The 17,175-nt window shown below is 59.0% G+C and carries 12 protein-coding genes; 7 read left to right on the top strand and 5 right to left on the bottom strand.

Going from position 1 to position 17,175, the window contains the following annotated elements; genetic code table 11:
* The first annotated feature begins 85 nt into the window (after nucleotides 1–85).
* Genes PYTT_RS01600 through PYTT_RS01610 form a run of 3 tightly spaced genes read left to right on the top strand, consistent with a single transcriptional unit; the run spans nucleotide 86 to nucleotide 2,939 of the window.
* Entirely contained in the window at nucleotides 86–1,408 is a 1,323-nt protein-coding gene (locus tag PYTT_RS01600) for a polysaccharide deacetylase family protein (protein ID WP_067772758.1), read from the top strand.
* A gap of 23 nt (nucleotides 1,409–1,431) precedes the next feature.
* Nucleotides 1,432–2,181 (top strand): GDSL-type esterase/lipase family protein, encoded by a 750-nt coding sequence (locus PYTT_RS01605; RefSeq protein ID WP_067772762.1) that lies wholly within the window; start codon nucleotides 1,432–1,434, stop codon nucleotides 2,179–2,181.
* An 11-nt stretch (nucleotides 2,182–2,192) separates the two neighbouring features.
* On the top strand, nucleotides 2,193–2,939 hold the full coding sequence (locus tag PYTT_RS01610) for a GDSL-type esterase/lipase family protein (protein ID WP_067772765.1): 747 nt from the start codon (nucleotides 2,193–2,195) through the stop codon (nucleotides 2,937–2,939).
* Nucleotides 2,940–3,031: 92 nt separating this feature from the next.
* Here the strand turns inward: PYTT_RS01610 and PYTT_RS01615 are convergent, their stop codons facing one another.
* Nucleotides 3,032–4,054 carry a GDSL-type esterase/lipase family protein gene (locus tag PYTT_RS01615; RefSeq protein WP_067772768.1) on the bottom strand — a complete coding sequence of 341 codons (1,023 nt, stop codon included), beginning with the start codon at nucleotides 4,052–4,054 and terminating at the stop codon, nucleotides 3,032–3,034.
* A 391-nt stretch (nucleotides 4,055–4,445) separates the two neighbouring features.
* On the opposite strand from PYTT_RS01615, the gene PYTT_RS01620 reads away from it, so the two are divergent.
* Nucleotides 4,446–7,550: an FG-GAP-like repeat-containing protein gene (locus PYTT_RS01620; RefSeq protein ID WP_172801740.1), complete on the top strand. Its 3,105-nt coding sequence runs from the start codon at nucleotides 4,446–4,448 to the stop codon at nucleotides 7,548–7,550.
* A gap of 262 nt (nucleotides 7,551–7,812) precedes the next feature.
* Here the strand turns inward: PYTT_RS01620 and PYTT_RS01625 are convergent, their stop codons facing one another.
* The gene (locus PYTT_RS01625) at nucleotides 7,813–10,020 is read right to left on the bottom strand and encodes an ankyrin repeat domain-containing protein (protein ID WP_172801741.1); all 2,208 of its coding nucleotides are present in this window, start codon (nucleotides 10,018–10,020) and stop codon (nucleotides 7,813–7,815) included.
* A gap of 242 nt (nucleotides 10,021–10,262) precedes the next feature.
* The gene (locus tag PYTT_RS01630; protein ID WP_141675698.1) at nucleotides 10,263–12,773 is read right to left on the bottom strand and encodes an alpha-amylase family protein; all 2,511 of its coding nucleotides are present in this window, start codon (nucleotides 12,771–12,773) and stop codon (nucleotides 10,263–10,265) included.
* Between the two features lie 225 nt (nucleotides 12,774–12,998).
* Here PYTT_RS01630 and PYTT_RS01635 point away from each other — a divergent pair, with 225 nt between their 5' ends.
* Nucleotides 12,999–13,769 (top strand): hypothetical protein, encoded by a 771-nt coding sequence (locus PYTT_RS01635; protein ID WP_067772779.1) that lies wholly within the window; start codon nucleotides 12,999–13,001, stop codon nucleotides 13,767–13,769.
* A gap of 13 nt (nucleotides 13,770–13,782) precedes the next feature.
* Here PYTT_RS01635 and PYTT_RS01640 read toward each other — a convergent pair whose 3' ends face one another.
* Nucleotides 13,783–14,388: an aminotransferase class IV gene (locus PYTT_RS01640; RefSeq protein ID WP_067772782.1), complete on the bottom strand. Its 606-nt coding sequence runs from the start codon at nucleotides 14,386–14,388 to the stop codon at nucleotides 13,783–13,785.
* On the bottom strand, nucleotides 14,369–15,313 hold the full coding sequence (locus PYTT_RS01645) for an aminodeoxychorismate synthase component I (RefSeq protein WP_197677906.1): 945 nt from the start codon (nucleotides 15,311–15,313) through the stop codon (nucleotides 14,369–14,371). Before PYTT_RS01645 ends, PYTT_RS01640 begins: the two co-directional genes overlap by 20 nt.
* Nucleotides 15,314–15,347: 34 nt before the next feature.
* Between PYTT_RS01645 and PYTT_RS01650 the strand changes: the two genes are divergently transcribed.
* Nucleotides 15,348–15,962 carry an anthranilate synthase component II gene (locus PYTT_RS01650; protein ID WP_083076412.1) on the top strand — a complete coding sequence of 205 codons (615 nt, stop codon included), beginning with the start codon at nucleotides 15,348–15,350 and terminating at the stop codon, nucleotides 15,960–15,962.
* A gap of 72 nt (nucleotides 15,963–16,034) precedes the next feature.
* Nucleotides 16,035–17,174, top strand: coding sequence for a cysteine desulfurase family protein (locus tag PYTT_RS01655; protein WP_172801742.1), 1,140 nt, complete (start codon nucleotides 16,035–16,037; stop codon nucleotides 17,172–17,174).
* Nucleotide 17,175 lies beyond the last annotated feature (1 nt).

A 17,175-nucleotide genomic window follows, 5' to 3' on the forward strand; every position in this document is an offset into this window, starting at 1 on the left:
ATATGACACAACCACACATCCGCCCCCAAGTATTTCTTTCCTTGCACTTGATTTCCCGGCGGCATCCTGATAACTTCTTGGCACGATGAAGAGCCTGAAAATCCTGCTGTTGACCCTCGGCCTCACCATGGGACAGGCACTGTGCCAGACGGAAGATCCGGAATACCTCAATCCCGACCGTTTCCTCCCGTCTCCGGTTGCCCAGCCCAAGCCCGCCCCCCGGCCGGGAGTCCCCGCACTCCCGACTTCCCCTTCGGCTCCTCCCATCGCCGCTGAAGTGGACGAACCCGGCCAGCAACCGGCCCATACCGCCGCCCCCATCGCCGAAGCCGTACCCGTCGAACTCGTCGAGCAGGATCAAACACGCGTCGCCGTCCTCTGTTACCACAACTTCAGCCAGACCAAACCCGTCACGGACATGCGCATCCGCACCTCCGTCTTCCGCCAGCAAATGGAGCAGATACGGAACTCCGGCATCACCGTCATCTCCATGGACGACTTCCTCGACTGGAAAACGGGCAGCAAAAAACTCCCGGCAGAATGTATCCTCATCACCATCGACGACGGCTGGAAGGGCACCTACACGGATGCCTATCCCATCCTCCGTGAAATGGGTTTTCCCTTCACCATCTTCATCTACACCGACTTCATCACCGGATACGGCGACGCCATGTCGCACGACATGATCCGCGAAATGATGGCCCACGGCGCCACCGTAGGCAGCCACTCCTCCAAGCACCTGTACCCGCGCGTCTGGAAAAAACTCACCCAGGGCACCCCGGCGTATGCCGAACTCGTCCAGCAGGAACTCGGCAACTCGGCCAACACGCTCCGCACCCTCTTCCAGACCCCCGTACTCACCTACTGCTACCCTGGCGGCTACAACACTCCGGAAATGGTCGAGAAAGCCCCCTCCTTCAACTACAAGGCGGCCTTCACCGTCGTCGGCAAGAAAACGACGCACGACAGTGAAAACTACCTCATTCCCCGCTATGTCATCGAAGGCGGCAAACCTTACACCTTCCAGCGGGCGCTGAATTTCAGACAGACAGGAGGGAACGACGCCCCCGGCTCCGCCACAGGAAGCGCCAACCTGCCGCCGCCTCCCTTCCCCGTCGTCCCGGCGGCCAACCAGGTCTCCACCGTCAACATCCCCATCATCTCCGCCGACCTCTCCAGCATACCGGGACTTTTGCCCCAGCTCTCCAACTTCGACATGAAAGTCAGCGGATTCGGCCGCGTTCCCTTCGAATTCGACGCCCAGAAAAAACTCCTCTTCTGGAAACCTGACCGCCGCATCTACAACTCCGACATCACCGTCCAAATCCAATGGAAAACGGCAGGAGGAAACCTGCCTCACACTGCCCGGTGGAGCTTCAAAATCTCCCCGGAAATTCCCCTCAACTGATCCACTCGCACCGCCAAACCGTCATGAACAGTTCTACCATCTCCCTCCTTCTCCCGGCAGCCCTCGTCTGCTGTACCACGGCAAATGCTCTCCCTTCCTCACTGAAACCCGAACCGCACCAACGCGACCCCTACAATTGGCAGGCTCGCCACGAATCCATTGTGGAACGGCACAAAACCGTCAAACCGGAATACGTCGTCATCGGAGACAGCATCACCCACCGCTGGGGAGGCGACCCGGTCGATACCGACCGCAAAATGGGCCGCCCGGGCGCAGCGTATTGGGATGACCTCTTCCAAAGCCACACCGCCACCAACATGGGCTTCGGCTTCGATTATGTGGACAATGCCTATTACCGGGTGCAACATGGAGAACTCGACGGCACCTCGCCCCGCGTCATCGTCCTGCTCATCGGCACCAACAACCTCGGCCACCGTAAAGACACCGCCGAACAATGCGCGGCCAATGTCAAAGCTTTCGTCCAGCTCCTCCGGACAAAATGCCCTTCCAGCAAAATCCTCATCCTCGGCATCCTTCCCCGGAAAGAAGAACAACTGGCTCCCGTCATCAGCAAAACCAATGCGCTGGTCTCCAAGCTCCAGAACCGCAAAAACATCTTCTTCCGGGATATTTCCCCGGCCTTCACGGCTCCGGGCAGCACCCTCGCCAGCCCGGCCCTGTTCAGCGACACCGTCCACCCCAATGCAGCCGGATATGCCAAACTGACGGAACAGCTCAAACCCATCCTGAAACAAATCGACCCGCAATACTGATCTCTCCGGCCATGACGCCTCACATCCTGAATGCAAAAGAAATCGAGGACATCCTCCGGCAGCACGGCCTCGTCCTGCCGGAAACCATGCACCCCGAACCCCACCAGCGCGACCAGTACAACTGGGCAGCACGCCACGCTTCCATCAAGGAACGCCATCGCACGGTAAAACCGGAATACGTCATCCTTGGAGACAGCATCACACACTGCTGGGGAGGAGAACCCGCCGATGCGGACCGCAAAATGCCCCGCCACGGCATCGACTCCTGGAACAGCCTGTTCGAAGGCCACACCGCCACCAACATGGGTTTCGGTTACGACTACGTAGACAATGCCTTCTACCGCATCCTCGACGGAGAATTGTCCGGCACATCGCCACGCGTCATCATCGTCCTCATCGGAACCAACGACATCGACACCCTCGCGCTTGCTCCGGAAACGTGTGCAGCCCACACCTCCGCCCTGCTGCAGCTCCTGCGCGCCACACAGCCGGAAAGCAAAATCCTCCTGCTCGGCATCATGCCCCGCACGGAACCCCACCTTGCCCCTGTCATCAGGCAAACGAACGAAGCCTATTCCCGGCTGGCGGACGGGCAGCACATCCACTTTGCCGACTGCGGTGCCTGCTTCCTCGAAGGCGACAGCCTGTTGGCCGACACGCGCTACGTCCTTGACGAAGCCCATCCCTCCACTGCCGGTTACGAAGCCATGGCGGCGACCATTCGTCCGCATCTCAAACGCATCGATCCGCTGTATTGACCGGAAAACCGCCGGATTCACCTCTCCACCCATAAAAAAGCATCTTCCTCTTCGGAAGATGCTTTTTTCTGTCAATCGTCGCGTAAAACGTGCTACCTCTTCTTCGCCGGCACCTTCACGAGCTGCGCTTTCAATCCCTGCACGGACTTCACCTTGGCGCTGGCGAGGGGGCGTGACGGATCGGCCTGATCCTGCGGAGCGCCGCACTGTACCGTCAAAGCCTCTCCGGGGAAAACAACCGTCGCATTTCCGAACACGAACGAACCTTCCCTTTTCCCTTGCGCCTGCTCAAACACCAGTGCATGACCATCCAGCAGAAGACCGTTCGACCCTTCATTGCGGATCGTCACCGTATTGTCAGGGGCGACCGTCACGGAGGCTTTCGGCTGGGACACCTTCAGCACGGGCACAAGGCGGGCGTACGTCAACTCGGCCAGCCTCCTTGCACCCGCCGCCATCGGATGCAAGCCGTCCTTGTACCATTCCGGGTGCGTGGACATCGCCGTATAGGCATCCATCGTCAGCGTCTTCTTGTCGCGGGAAATCTTGTCCAGCAGCTTCTCGGCCGTCGGACGGTTCTTGGCGGAACCGTTATCCTGATTGGAATACTTGTGCTCGGGCTGGTACACATTGCCCGGGAACGTCTTCTGCCCCGGCTGCCCGCGGAAATCCGGCCCCAGCCTGTTCCAGATCACCACCGGCACACTCTGCCTGCCGCCCCTCCATGCATCGATCAGCTCCTTATACCCTTTCTCGTACAAAACCGGATCCCACCATGCTCCCGTATCGTTGATCCCCAGATTGCAAACGTACACATCCCCCTTGAACGCGATGGCCGCCTGATGCTCCTTCGTATCGCCGTACCAGCGTCCTCTCTGCTTCTGGCTCGGATAATCGCCGCACGTTTTCCCGGAATTGCCGAAATTGCGCACCTCGTATTCCGGGCCCATCAGATCGCCGAGATACTTGGGATAATTGGACTGGTCGCGCTGGGCGATACCGAGACCGAACGTAATACTGTCGCCCACACAGGCGACTTTCGTTTTCTCTGCCAATGCGGAAGAACCCAGCAGCGACACGGCTGCCATCAAAACGGAAAAGGAACGGAATGACATGGTAAAAAATAAATTGATCGCCGAATACTTTACCAGATACGAACAATGAAACAAGTTCAAACAGCCGATCGGCAATTTTCAGCCTTCCGGGCCACATCACGAACGTTCGGCATGGGGCAGGCTCCGGCCGCACGCAGCTTTCTCGCAGCAGACCGCCGCCGCATCCGAAAACGGAACCGGCACGAAACCAGTCGTTTTCGCAGATAAATATTTGACATCGACTAACCGTTATGATAATGACATACCAAGTATGTCACATTTTGCATCACGATTTCTGCATTATTCCATCGTCATTTTTTGCACGAGCGCCATATCCCATGCCGCCGAAACCGGCGATCTCCCGCACCTGAAAGCCCATTGGAATTTCGATGAAGCACGGGATTGGCACAATATGCCTTACCCATTCACGCAGCCGCTCTCCGAAACACGCGACTCCGTCGGAAAAAACAACCTGTCCATCAACGACAAACTCGACCCCGTCAAGGCATGGGCATCCGGCAGGCAGTTTTCGGCCGTACGTTTCGATGCTCCCGGCCAGTTTCTGAAAGCGGCGCAACCGCTGAACACCTTGAAAAAAACAGCAGCCCTCTCCTTCTGGCTCAAAACCGACCCTGCAAATTCCGCCGCCAACGGAACGATTATCGGAGACTCGAAGGGCATGGAATGGGGCACCATCATGCCGGACGGCAAACTGGCGGTTCGCCAGCAAGGCAAAACGATCGCCTCCACATCGCAAAACGTCAATGACAACCAATGGCACCACATCGTCATCCAAAGGCAGGCGGATACTGGGCAAGTCTCCATCTACATGGACGGAACCCTCAGCGGACAGGGTACCGGAACATCCGGCACGCTGCCCGGAGAATATGCGGGATTCGGCTCCGCACAGGGGGGCCAACAATACATCGGCCTTCTGGATCAAATACACCTTTTCGACAAAACGGTTTCCCCGGAAACCATCCTTCAACTGAAAAACAACCACGCACCGAAAGCCTTCCCTCAGGAAACGCTTATCACGCGCGGCAAACCATCGCAGACCGGCAGCATCCTCCACCTGTACACATTCGACCCCGATCAGGACGCGCTGACCGTCGCCCGGCATGGGCAGGGGCAATACGGCACCGTTCGCTCGAAGGGAGACGGAACCTTCACCTACACATCCGGCAAAGGATTCACGGGGCGCGACCGCTTCCCCGTCACCGTCACCGACGGCCACGGCGGCTACTCCACCACATTCATGGAGGTACGTGATGAAACGACGATGCCCAAAACGCCCGTCACCAAATTCACCGGGTACCGTGAACTGCCATCTATCGGCAACGGAAAGGGAAAAACGGGAAACCGCATTCCCGCCGCCATCGACTGGGATGGAAACGGCATCTTGGACCTGCTCGTTTGCGGCAACAACCGCATCTGGGCTTATAAAAATGCAGGCAAAAAAAGCGCCGAACCCTTCTCCGAACCGATTCTCGTACAGGATACAGACGGAAAGGACATCGAAGCGGCCTCCATCGCCACCCTGAAAGCCTCCGGCAGCAAACACCCCCTTCTGATCGTCAGAGACAAAACAGGCCTCCTCCACACCTACGAATTGGTACTTCCGTCCAAGGCCTCTCCCCGCTTCCGGAAAACGGGAACCATACAGGGTTCCGACGGCAAGGACTTCAAATGCCCGTCGAACGCCATGGCCTTCGGCGACTACGATAACAACGGCAGCCCCGACCTGCTGGCCGGAGACGGCGGCAGCGGCATCTACCTGTACCGGAACACGGGTAAAAAAGGCGAGATGCAACTGAACACGGAACGCGAACACGTCATCCACGGCTCCTATAATCTGGGTCCGTATTTCGCCGATCTGAACGGCGACGGCAAAACGGACCTGCTCCACGGCGTCAACTGGGGCAGCATCCACTACTGGATCAACGGCGGAGGCTCCAGCATCATCGACGAAGCCAAAAAAGGCGACATCCAACTCACCGATGCAAACAACGAAATGCCCAAAAAAGGCAACAAAACCGTCCTGCGAGCCATGAACGGCACCTTGGGAGCCTTGGCCGACTTCAACGGCGACGGCATCATCGACCTGGTTCTCGGCAGTTACAACGACGGCATGCTCGCGCTGGCATACGGTGTCGACCCGAACGAAGCCGGACGCAACCTCGCCAAAATCGAGCAAATCTACAACGGGCACGAAACCGACCTCGGCAAATATCTGGAAGCGGATGGGCAGAAAATGCTCAACCGGTACAAAACGTTGAACCGCGAATGGATCACATGGGCCACATCCCTCCCCACCGTCGCCCAGCGTGAACAAGCATACCGGCAACTCAAAAAACACATCGCCAAATACCCCTTCCTCAAACGAAGCCAACTCGATGCATGGGTCAAGCGCAAAGACGGAAAAATCACCGAATTCGGCCCCATGCACCATGTGCCCGGCATCGTCGTCATGAACTGGGTCACACTCCATAACCTCAAGCCTGACAGCATGGCCCACAGAATCGACGTGGCCGACACCCTCGGACTGAAAGGACTGGACAGGGAACAGTATCTGAAATCGGGCGTCGCTGTGGCGGACAACTCCAAATGCTCGGACGGCCAGATGATGGCCATTCGGGACTTCATGCACTACCACCCCCGCATCCTCTTCCCGGACGATCACATCTCCATCGACCAGAACATGGGAGACGGCCGTGAAGCCATGTCCTACGTCTTCAAATCCAACAAAAACACCTTCGGATGCGATGTCGGAGGCCCTGCATGCGAAAGCGCGCGCGACCTCGTACAGGCTGCCGAAAAACATCTGGGCAAGGATTCCGCCAAGGGAGACTACTTCACCTTCGTCATGGGCCATGAAGTCTGCCATTCCCTCGACGCCTACGTCTATGGCCGCACCAACAAAAACCTTGCCGACCGCTGGAACGGCATGCTCGTCTATGCAGCCAACAACGGAGGCGCCGTCGACCTCATCGTCCCTCGGGAAGACGGATTGTTCGACCTTGGAAAAACACAAGAGCAATTCAAGCAAAAAGGCCTCTGGGACGGCCAATCGCCATGGAACGAAGCCTGGAAGAAATATTGGAACTCCTGCCCCTACAAAGACCTCGCCTTCATGCGAGGCAACATCGGATGGTTCCTTGAAGCCAAACAGGAAACGCTCGCCACGCAGGCCAACCACCACTGGGCCGGATCGGAAGCCCGCCTCGTCGGAGCCATCGACCGGTACAACCGAGGCTACAAGGCCAACATCAACGAAGTCGTCTTCTTCCTTGACCTCCTTTCCGCGGGCCTCAATGAAATCCCCATGTACAACATCACGGCGACCAAATCGCCTAACCGCGCCCAATTCGATGTGGAAAAGGCATGGCTGGAACGCAACGACGACGGCTTCATCACCAAAATCACCATCGGCCCCCGCGTATATGAATTCGAACTCGACTCCAAAGGCAAAGTCATTGCCATCAAAAACCATCCCTTCATCAACGAAATGAAATAAGGCACAGGGCCGGGCATGCAGAGAAAACCCGGCCCTCACGCCATCATCGCCAGCAGCGGATCAAAACGGGGCTTCCCAACAATGGGAAGCCCCGCAATGCATCAACGATCAGACATCTTCCGGCCGAACCATGGCCGCTCCGCCACCGTACATACCTGCACCACGGCACATGATGCCGCATGGCCGCCTATCAAAAGGCCACGCGGATACATACCCTGTGCAAAAACCTGCTGCAGCAAAACACCGGAACGTCTCGCCGCACTCAATTGCCCGTACCTGCCCCGGGCACACTCCCGGAAGGAGGCAGCATGCCTCCGGGGCGCATCCCGGTACCGGCCGGAGATGATCTGCGCTTGGGCCGGGAAGAACCGGGCACGCGGTCATCGTCCATGATGATACGAACGGGGCGCAACGGCTTCGGGGCATCCGAAATCACCTTCCTGATCTCCGCCGTAGCGGCCAGATCGGCAGCCGTCTTCCCCTCGTCGTTCTGCTCGGTACCGTCCGCTCCCTTGGCCAGCAGCATCTTGACGATCTCCATCCGGCCCAGCCGGGCCGCCTCCATCAGAGGCGTATACCCCGTCGCATCGCGAAGATTCACATCCGTCACCAGCTTCAGAACGACCGGCACGATCTCGGGATTGCCTCCCGACACCGCATCCATCAGCACAGAACATCCGTAGGATGTGGCAGCATCGGCCTTCGCCCCCTTATCCAGCAAAATGGAAAAAATCTCGTCGTCGCCACGCCGGGCGGCCACCATCAGAGGAGTCTGCCCATCCGGCCCGGCATCGTTCACGCGAACGGAGGAATCCAGCAACAGGCGGAGAATCTCCCTGTTGCCGCGCTGCACCGCATCCATCAGCACGGATGAACCGTTCGAATCCCACGTATTCACATCCGCCCCCTTGAAAATCAGAGTCTCTGCAATCTCGCGGTCTCCTCGCCTCACGGCATACGCCAGTGCAGACAACCCATTGGCATCGCAACCGTTGGCGCTCATACCGGACTTCAGCAGGAAATCCACCAACTTGGGTTGCCCGTCCATCACGGCAATCATCAGCACCGTCTCCGTATTCTTCTTCTGGTTCGAATCCCAGTCCGCCTCAAGCAGCTTATTCAACAGACGCTTATCCTTCTTGGAAATCGCCTGCCAAACGGAATCATAGGATGGATACAACTTCCGAAAATCGGGCTTAGCAGAGGCGTTTTGCCCCTTGTCCGTCGGCGGATCGAACGAAATACGCTTCGTCTTCGCCTGCTTGGTCACGGAAGAAATAATCGCGCCGCCCAGCGAACGGTCCGCCTTCTTGGCGCGTGATTTGAGCCAGCGCTCGCGCCCCTTCACCGCCTTGTCCAGCTCGGCCAGCGTACCCATTCTCTCTTCGTAGCGTGTCCGGATAAACTTCCGTATCTCGTCTTCCGACTTCCCGGCAAGCTCCAGCGGCACGCAAGCCTCTCCGCCGATCGCATCGAAGGAAAACTCCTCGCGTCCCGGCGCGAACCGCGTCACCAGATCAAGGGAATTCCTGTCGTTGCCCGCCAGAAGAATCTTCGTCAGCAAACGCTCGATCTTCACCCCCGTATCCGTCATCCCCGGATTGGCAATCTCGTCCGCCACCTTCGCCTTGAGAAAACGCTGAGCGGAAGGAGATCCGAAAGGAATGAAATCGGCATAGGCATCCTCACTCTTCTTCAGTATATCCGCATCCATCGGCGACCCTGCTTCGGAAGTGGTCGCGCTCTGGTCGATACTGACGAACGAACCACCGCCCAGCGAGGCAGCCTTCTTCCAAAGCTCTTCCTCTCCGGGCCGGGTACCCAGCCCGGCGCAGTGAATCGTATTGACCAGAATGCCGCACCTCTTCGCATGTGCGATGGCATCCTTGTAGGCCACGGGCTTGGTCGCCGTAGCCTGATCGAAAGCCTCGTTTCCTGCAATGAAAATCATCTTCAAGCTGCGGGGATCTTCCGTATTCCATGCCAGCTCGGAAACGGCCTTCTCGATCACCGTACCGCAATACTCGCTGCTGCCGCTGCATTGCAACTTGTACAATTTATCCGAAATATCATCGAAATTATCCGTAAACGGAGAAATGCAAATGATCTGGTCCTCACCGCCCCGCATATCGCCGTATGCGTAGAGAGCAACCGACACGCGCGAAGGCTTCCCTTCCTGAAACGAATGCGACAGCCTGTTGATCACCTTCCAGAGCTGTGTGCGGGCCTGCTCGATCAAACCGTCCATACTGCCGGAAACATCCAGCAGAATGGCAAGCTGGATATTTCCCTTGGGGGCGAACACCTCCCTCTTGTCCGAAGTCTTCGCCTTGCCATCGGGTACCGTCTCGCCGCGCAAACCTCCGTTCGCCGGAGATGGCGGGCCGATCGGCCTGTCTCCTGCAAACTGGGCAAAACAACTGCCGGCGCCGAAGCACACACCGACCACGCCGGACATCAATAATGGCATCGATAAACTCATTCTATACGGTCTTTCTTGATCAATTAACAATAACCATCGAGAGACAAACGGCTACATTTTAATGTACTATTATCATACGCTCCGGAGGAAAGCAATAAAATTCCAACCTTCCACCGAAAAAACAATTGATCGTCAATCGCTCGTCTTCCACCGGAATCTTGTCCGTTTTCCGATAAAAAAGGAGGCGGTCATCAGACCGCCTCCGCAACATGTAACCGGACGAAGCCAAGCTATTTCTTCAAAGCGTTCCCCTCGTACACGAACACCTCGAAAGGCTGAAGCGTGAACGTCACGGGCTTGTCAATATCCACGGAAACGCCCGAAAAACCGGCCATCTTCCGCTGGTCTCCGTACGAATCCTTGAATGTGATCTTGCCCTTCACCTTGGCGGGAATATCGAGGGCATCGCGCATCGTAATCGTCAGGCTCTTCTCCTTGGCGGAGGAATTGCGCAAGGCAAGCGTCGCCTTGGATGGATTCCAGGCCGCCCAGCCGTACACGGAGCCTTCCTTCTTATCCTTGTCCCACGGATTGCCGCCGACCCAATGCACATCGTCCAGCACATCGGCATTCCGGCGAATCCACTTGATCCCCTCGGCCAGATCGTCCCACAGCACGCCGTTATTGGCATTCATCAGATCGCGGTCCACATACAGCTCCTGCAGCGACGTGCCGCAGGCAAAGGCGCAGCGCATCTCCTTCTTCACATTCTCGGGATCGCGGGGCATGCAGGCGGGAGGGCCGAACTTTGTCACCATCAGACCGTGCGTCATCATCGAATTGATCGGCATCAGCGGGGAACCCTGCACGAACACCTCATGCACGAGGCGGTCGCGGTAGGTAATCCACTGGTCGCGCTTATCTCCTTCCCCCATATCGCCCCAGTCGTTCTCCTGCCGCCACACGGAATCCGCATAGCGGAACCAGAACGGAGAAGCCCACGTACCTACCGTACAGTTGATATACAAATCGCCGCGCTGCTTCCGCAAGGCAGTCACCACACGGAGAATGCCTTCGGCATCCTCTTCATTGCCCGGCCCCCTGGAATGGAAATTCGTGCTGATGCCGTCGAACTTGAAGTATCGCATATCGTAATCCTTCACCATCTGGCTACAACGGCCGACGAACGCATCGAAATACTCCTTGTTGGAAAGCTGGAAATTGCCGATCTGGTTATTCGGATGATTCTTATTCCAATGCGCCAGACGCTTGCCCTTTGACGCACCGTAACCGCCCACGGGACCCAGCCACGCGCCGATGCCCGCTCCCTGCTTGCGAGCCAGCTTGTTCGTCTCGCTGAAACCCTTCGGGAACATCTTGTGGAAATCCCACAGACTGTTGAACTCGTCCCAGCCGTCATCCCACACGAAAGCATCGATCCCGGTACCGCGCTTCTTGAACATCTGCTCATTCCAATCCTTCACCACCTCCACGCACTGCGCTTCCGTCATCCTCTTCGCGGGGTCGGAATCATTATTACGGTTGATATTCAGCTCATACCACGAATTGTAATGAATGAAAGGACGATAGGGCATCACACGCTCGCGCTCGATATAGGCAAGCAAGGACCGCCTTTGCTGCCCCGGCTCGAACAGGCCGAGAACGGACGACACATCCCAGACATCGCCCGGCTGCAGCATCGTCTTGCGGCTCCAGAACCCTTGAACCATCGCGGAATCCTGCACCTTGGCCGTTGCCTGCTCCGTCTTCACGGGCAAAGAAAACGCAACCTCACCTTTACTCGTCACAGGCTCGTTCTTCGCATCCGCCCAGTAGCGCAACGTATATTTGCCGGAAGACGGCACCTTCAGCGCATAGACATTGTTGACATTCCTGTCTCCGGTAGAACCTGCATGCAAATCTTCCGACACCACCGCGCCGGATGCATTCACGAGCTGCACGCCGACCACATTCAGCTTATTGTTGCCACCCTTGTACTGGAACGTCACCGAACAATCGCCCTGCCCGTCGATGGCCACAGGCCCTTCGGATACCAGCAGGCCGTCCCCGTACTTCTTCAACGCTTCGGGCGCATGATCCCCATCCGACCATGAACGGGCCGTCCAGGCCGCCGCATTCCATGCCTCGCCGCCCGTCGTCTTCGTACCCACCGTATTGATGCCCATCGGCGTCTCCAACGCCGTAAAGGCCACATCGTTCACGATCAAAGCTCCACGGGCATTCCCGGAAACCGCAGGCATCCCGTTGCTCCCGACCGCAAGATTGTACTGCATACCGACGATCCCCTTCATGGCGATCGGCTTCGTACTCTTGAGCTGCAGCTCTTGCCGCAGATAATGCGAACCGTCGCGCAACACCGCCCGCCAGGCAATCTGCAACGAACCGTCGAGAGCCGTAAAATGCGCCTCCAGCGCCTTGCCCGCCGAACGTGAAGCCAGATTGAACGCCTTCGGCTGTGCCTTCAGCTCCACCATCTTGACGGATGCGCACGTCAGGTCGGACGCCTTGATACTCTTGCCGTCGGCCGTCTGAATCACGAACAGCTCGCCGCCCGGAGCCGCCACCGCGCCCTTCGGGGACACAAGACCGCCGAACGACAGCTTGCCGTCCTTCAACATATACTTGGCCGTCAGCAGACTATTGGAAAGGGACATCGTCTCACCTTCCCTGGAAACCTTGGCAGCACCCGGCGCTTCACCGGGGAAAACAACGGCAGCAGACACCATCGACACACAGCCGAGCATGGCCGCCATAACCAGAACACGTTTCAAAAACTTCATAAGAAAAATACGACTCTGTGAATAAAACCATATATACCAGCCCATCTCAAGCATAAAACATGTACTTTCAACAGATCATTGCCCGGCATGCCGGGCAGTCCGCAGAGCCTGCGGCCATTTTCCTCTTGACGCACCCCCGGCATGTGGTATCTTGACGGAAGCACGGAATGCTCTGCCGTCCATTCGTTTGTTCGCACATACAATAGCCATCCCCTATCGCACACCATGAAAAAAACAGCCATCACCGCCATCGGACTCGCCTTTCTGGCAGGTTGTTCCTCCGACCAGAAACAGCCCGGCGGCAACACGGCCGGCAATGAGCAACTGACCCGGCAGGAAGCCAACTTCCGAAAAACGAATGCCTACATGGACAAACTGAAAAAAGCGATTGCCGACTGTCAAAGCATCTACCTCGAAACCGGCAAAGGCAACAAAGAATGGCTCACGCAGGAAGACACGCAGAAAATCCGCGACATCCTCATTCAGGCACAGCCCGACTACAATCAGGAAGGAGACATCCAGCAACCGACCGGAGAAACATCTTCCGCAACGCCAGCCCCGGCCGACACCGTCAACCTGCACCTCGCCAACAGCTACGGCAACTCCGTCTTCCGGCTCCCTCTCCGCCCCGCATTCGGAGGCAGCAACCTCCTCGTCCCCGTTGCCCCCATCCGCTTCACCAGCGCCTCGCTGGAAAGCTCCATGAGCGGCATCCTCTCTCCCGTACGCCAGCGGCTCCTCTCAAGCATCCCCGAACCGCCACCCATCATCACCCCGCCGATTGAGCAGGGCATCCAGCAACCCACGCCGCCCGAACCCGGCAAACTGCCCGTCGCCGTCCCTGTGCCGGGCAGCCCGCTGGAAGTATACAGCCCGTACGATCCTTCCAAAACAATCCGCATCCTCAACAAGAAAACGGGGCAACGGCAGCCCAGCGGCAAAAAACTGTACGACCCTTACTCTCCGGGAGGAAAAGGCATCTTCATCGTCCCGTAACGCCCCTCTCCGTTCACGGCAACTCCAAGCCCTTCAACGCGGCAAACGGCACCATCACGTCGCCGGGGTCAAGCATCGCATTGATCAGCGTCACGAACTCGTAACGCGGCAAATCGCGCACATGCACCGGACACTCGCGCAGCAGCCCTTCATCCAGCAGAAAAGCCCGCTTCGTTCCAGCCAACAGAAAGGTTGACGGCGTCACCCAGTCTCCGGGGCGGCCGAACGCCAGATTCGCATACGAAGCATCCGTCACCCAGCCCTCGCGGGTCAGCACCGCCTCATCCGCATCCGCCGCCACAGCCCGTGCCGCCAGCAGCGCGCGCCTATCCTCGAACTTCCGGTCATACCTCAAAGCCGGGCACTCCACCAGCCGCAGAGACCGCACCACCCTCGGCGCATAGGCATCGCACGCCACAGCGCCCGGCCCCCCGTCGGAAGCATACGACACGCGCAACTTGAACACCCCCTTCTCCGGCAAGCGCATCCCCCGCACCGCCTGCGCCAGATCGAACGCGCACCCCGCATCCAGAGAACGGTTCACGCGGGCCTGATGGTACTCAAGCAGGCACGGCCTCCCGTCCTGCACCCGGATGGATTCAAAAAGCAAACGGCACATAAACTTTATCGATCAACTCGCGATACTCCTCCTCCGCATCGCTCAACACCGTAATCCCTCCCCCGCTGCGGTACACCAGCCCCTCGACGGACGCCTCCACAAACCGGATCGCCACCGCACTATCCAGCGACTCCCCATCGAAAAAACCGAACACCCCCGTATAAAAACCGCGCTCATACGGCTCCGCCTCGCGGATCGCCCGCACCGTCCACTCCTTCGGCGCGCCGGACACGCTCCCGGCAGGCAGCAGCCGGAAAAGCACATCCCCCAGCCGCCCCTGCCACCCCTCCGGCAAACAGCCGCACACCTCGGAACTCGTCTGCAAAATCGCCCCCCGGCTCGTCTCCACCTCCTCCACATACCGGAAACGCGGCACATGCACCCCCTCGCACACCATCGCCAAATCATTCCGCAGCAAATCCACAATCGTCGCATGCTCCCGCCTCTCCTTCTCATCCTCCAACAGGCGGCGCTCCGCATCCGGCACATCCGCACGAATCGTCCCCTTCATCGGAAACGACCGCATCACCCCGCCCCGCACCGTCACAAAAGCCTCAGGCGAAAAACAGGCGAACTCGCCATCCACCAGCAGCTTATACGGCGAAACAGCCCTCGCTGCAAAATCCCTCAGAGAAAGATTCGTCTCCAGCCGAGACGGAAAACACAAATTCAGCAAATACGAATCCCCCCGCATCAAATGCGACTGAACACACGCAAAAGCGCGGCAGTACGCCTCGAAATCCGGCGGCTCGGCGCGGAACTCCACCGGCTCCGGCAGCGGCACGGCATCCGGCATGCGAGACTCCAGCGGCACCTGAAAAAACACCCCCTCCGGCACCGCGTCCGCAGGCACCACCCAGCCGGAACCGGCATCGAACGGAACGGCGAACAAAAACGGCCTGCCCTCCCCGCCCCAGCGGTTCATCAGATCGATACATTCGTTTCGTGTGTACAAGTGCATGCCCTTCGTGGTAAACTCGCGCATCCTCATGGCCGCCGTTCGCAACATCCTGCTCGTGGACAACCAGGACTCGTTCACCTACAACCTCGTTGAACTCGTCCGGGAACTGGGCGGCTACCATACCACAATCCTCCCGGCAACGGAAGTGCAAACCGCGCACCTCCTCACCGCAGAAGCCGTCATCCTCTCCCCCGGCCCCGGCATGCCGCACGAACACCCCGCCTGCTTCCGCCTCCTCGACACCCTGCCGCCCTCTACCCGCCTCCTCGGCGTCTGCCTCGGCCACCAAATACTCGGTCTGCACCACGGAGCCACGCTCGAACACCTCCCCGCCCCACGCCACGGCATGCAGGGAGAAGCACTCTCCGACGACGCCTCCCTCCTCTTCCACGGCCTCCCCTCCACCTTCCCCGTCGGCCTCTACCACTCGTGGCAGCTTTGCAGCGATCCCATCCCGGGCACCCTCGCCGTCACGGCACGCGACCGGGAAGGCCGCATCCTCGCCATCAGCCACAGGCAGCTCCCCCGCCACGGCATCCAGTTCCACCCGGAATCCATCCTCACGCCTCATGGAGCCGCGATCATGCGCAACTTCCTCGAAACGCCCCTCTGAGGCATCCGGCTGCCATGCCTGCTATCATCCTTTGCGCTTGACACCCGGCCTTCCCCACGCCAATCTATCCTCGTGATCTACTGGGACAACAACGCCACCACCCCCCTCGCGCCCGAAGTCCTCGAAGCAATGATGCCCAGCCTGACGACGGACTACTACAACCCCTCCGCCTCCTACGGCCCGGCACGCCGCATCCGGCAAGCCATCGAACAGGCCCGCGAAACAGTCGCCGCACTCATCGGCGCACACCCGGACGAAATCGTCTTCACCTCCGGCGGCACCGAAGCCACCAATACCGCCCTCGCCAACCTCACACAGCGGGGCACGAACTCCATCGCCACCCTCACCACCGAACACCCCGCCACCCATCGCAGCATCCCGCAGGCCACCCTATCCCCCGTCACCGCCGACGGGCTGGCAGATGCCGACGCATGGGCGCACAACCTTTCGGGCAAAACAGCAGCCACCTTCGCCTGGGCCAACCACGAAACGGGAGTCATCCAACCCGTCGAACACCTCGCCGCCATCGCGCACGACGCAGGCGCCGAACTCCACCTCGACCTCGTCCAGGCCGCCGGAAAAATCCCCATCGCCATCCACGGCACCCCTGCCCGCTTCGCCTCCCTCTCCGCCCACAAAATACACGGCCCCAAAGGAATCGGCGCACTCTACGTCCGCCGTGGAACCGCATGGACTCCCCTCCTCCACGGCGGAGGCCAGGAAAACGACCGCCGCTCCGGCACCGAAAACGTCCCCGGCATCATCGGCTTCGGCAAAGCAGCCGAACTCGCCCTCGCCGCCCTCGAACAAAGAAACAACATCGCAGCCCTGCGAGACCGCTTTGAAAACGAACTCAACGCCGCCGGATACGCAGTCACCGTCCACGGGGCAACCGCGCCACGCCTGCCCCACGTCAGCAACCTCCGCCTCGCCGAATGCACGGCGGAAACCCTCACCCTCCTCCTCGAACCCGCCGGGCTCCTCTGCTCTGCCGGATCGGCCTGCACCAGCTCCGACCCACACCCCTCCCACGTCCTGCAGGCCATGGGCATCGCAGATGCGGACATCCGCCACGCCCTCCGCTTCTCCCTCTCGCGCTACACCACGGAAGAACACGTCGCCGAAGCCCTGCAAATCATCCGCACAGCCATCGGCAAAATCCTCTCCGTCCAGTCCGCCCGCACCGGCCCCGTCATGGTCTACCGGCCTTAAC

Origin of the sequence: Neoakkermansia glycaniphila, assembly GCF_900097105.1 — a bacterium.
Lineage (GTDB): Bacteria > Verrucomicrobiota > Verrucomicrobiia > Verrucomicrobiales > Akkermansiaceae > Akkermansia > Akkermansia glycaniphila.

Excerpts from the sequence above, each read along its gene's own strand:
- PYTT_RS01600 (WP_067772758.1), top strand. The coding sequence starts at position 86 with ATGAAGAGCCTGAAAATCCTGCTGTTGACCCTCGGCCTCACCATGGGA.
- PYTT_RS01605 (WP_067772762.1), top strand. The coding sequence starts at position 1,432 with ATGAACAGTTCTACCATCTCCCTCCTTCTCCCGGCAGCCCTCGTCTGC.
- PYTT_RS01610 (WP_067772765.1), top strand. The coding sequence starts at position 2,193 with ATGACGCCTCACATCCTGAATGCAAAAGAAATCGAGGACATCCTCCGG.
- PYTT_RS01615 (WP_067772768.1), bottom strand. The coding sequence starts at position 4,054 with ATGTCATTCCGTTCCTTTTCCGTTTTGATGGCAGCCGTGTCGCTGCTG.
- PYTT_RS01620 (WP_172801740.1), top strand. The coding sequence starts at position 4,446 with ATGCCTTACCCATTCACGCAGCCGCTCTCCGAAACACGCGACTCCGTC.
- PYTT_RS01625 (WP_172801741.1), bottom strand. The coding sequence starts at position 10,020 with ATGCCATTATTGATGTCCGGCGTGGTCGGTGTGTGCTTCGGCGCCGGC.
- PYTT_RS01630 (WP_141675698.1), bottom strand. The coding sequence starts at position 12,773 with ATGAAGTTTTTGAAACGTGTTCTGGTTATGGCGGCCATGCTCGGCTGT.
- PYTT_RS01635 (WP_067772779.1), top strand. The coding sequence starts at position 12,999 with ATGAAAAAAACAGCCATCACCGCCATCGGACTCGCCTTTCTGGCAGGT.
- PYTT_RS01640 (WP_067772782.1), bottom strand. The coding sequence starts at position 14,388 with ATGTGCCGTTTGCTTTTTGAATCCATCCGGGTGCAGGACGGGAGGCCG.
- PYTT_RS01645 (WP_197677906.1), bottom strand. The coding sequence starts at position 15,313 with ATGAACCGCTGGGGCGGGGAGGGCAGGCCGTTTTTGTTCGCCGTTCCG.
- PYTT_RS01650 (WP_083076412.1), top strand. The coding sequence starts at position 15,348 with ATGCCCTTCGTGGTAAACTCGCGCATCCTCATGGCCGCCGTTCGCAAC.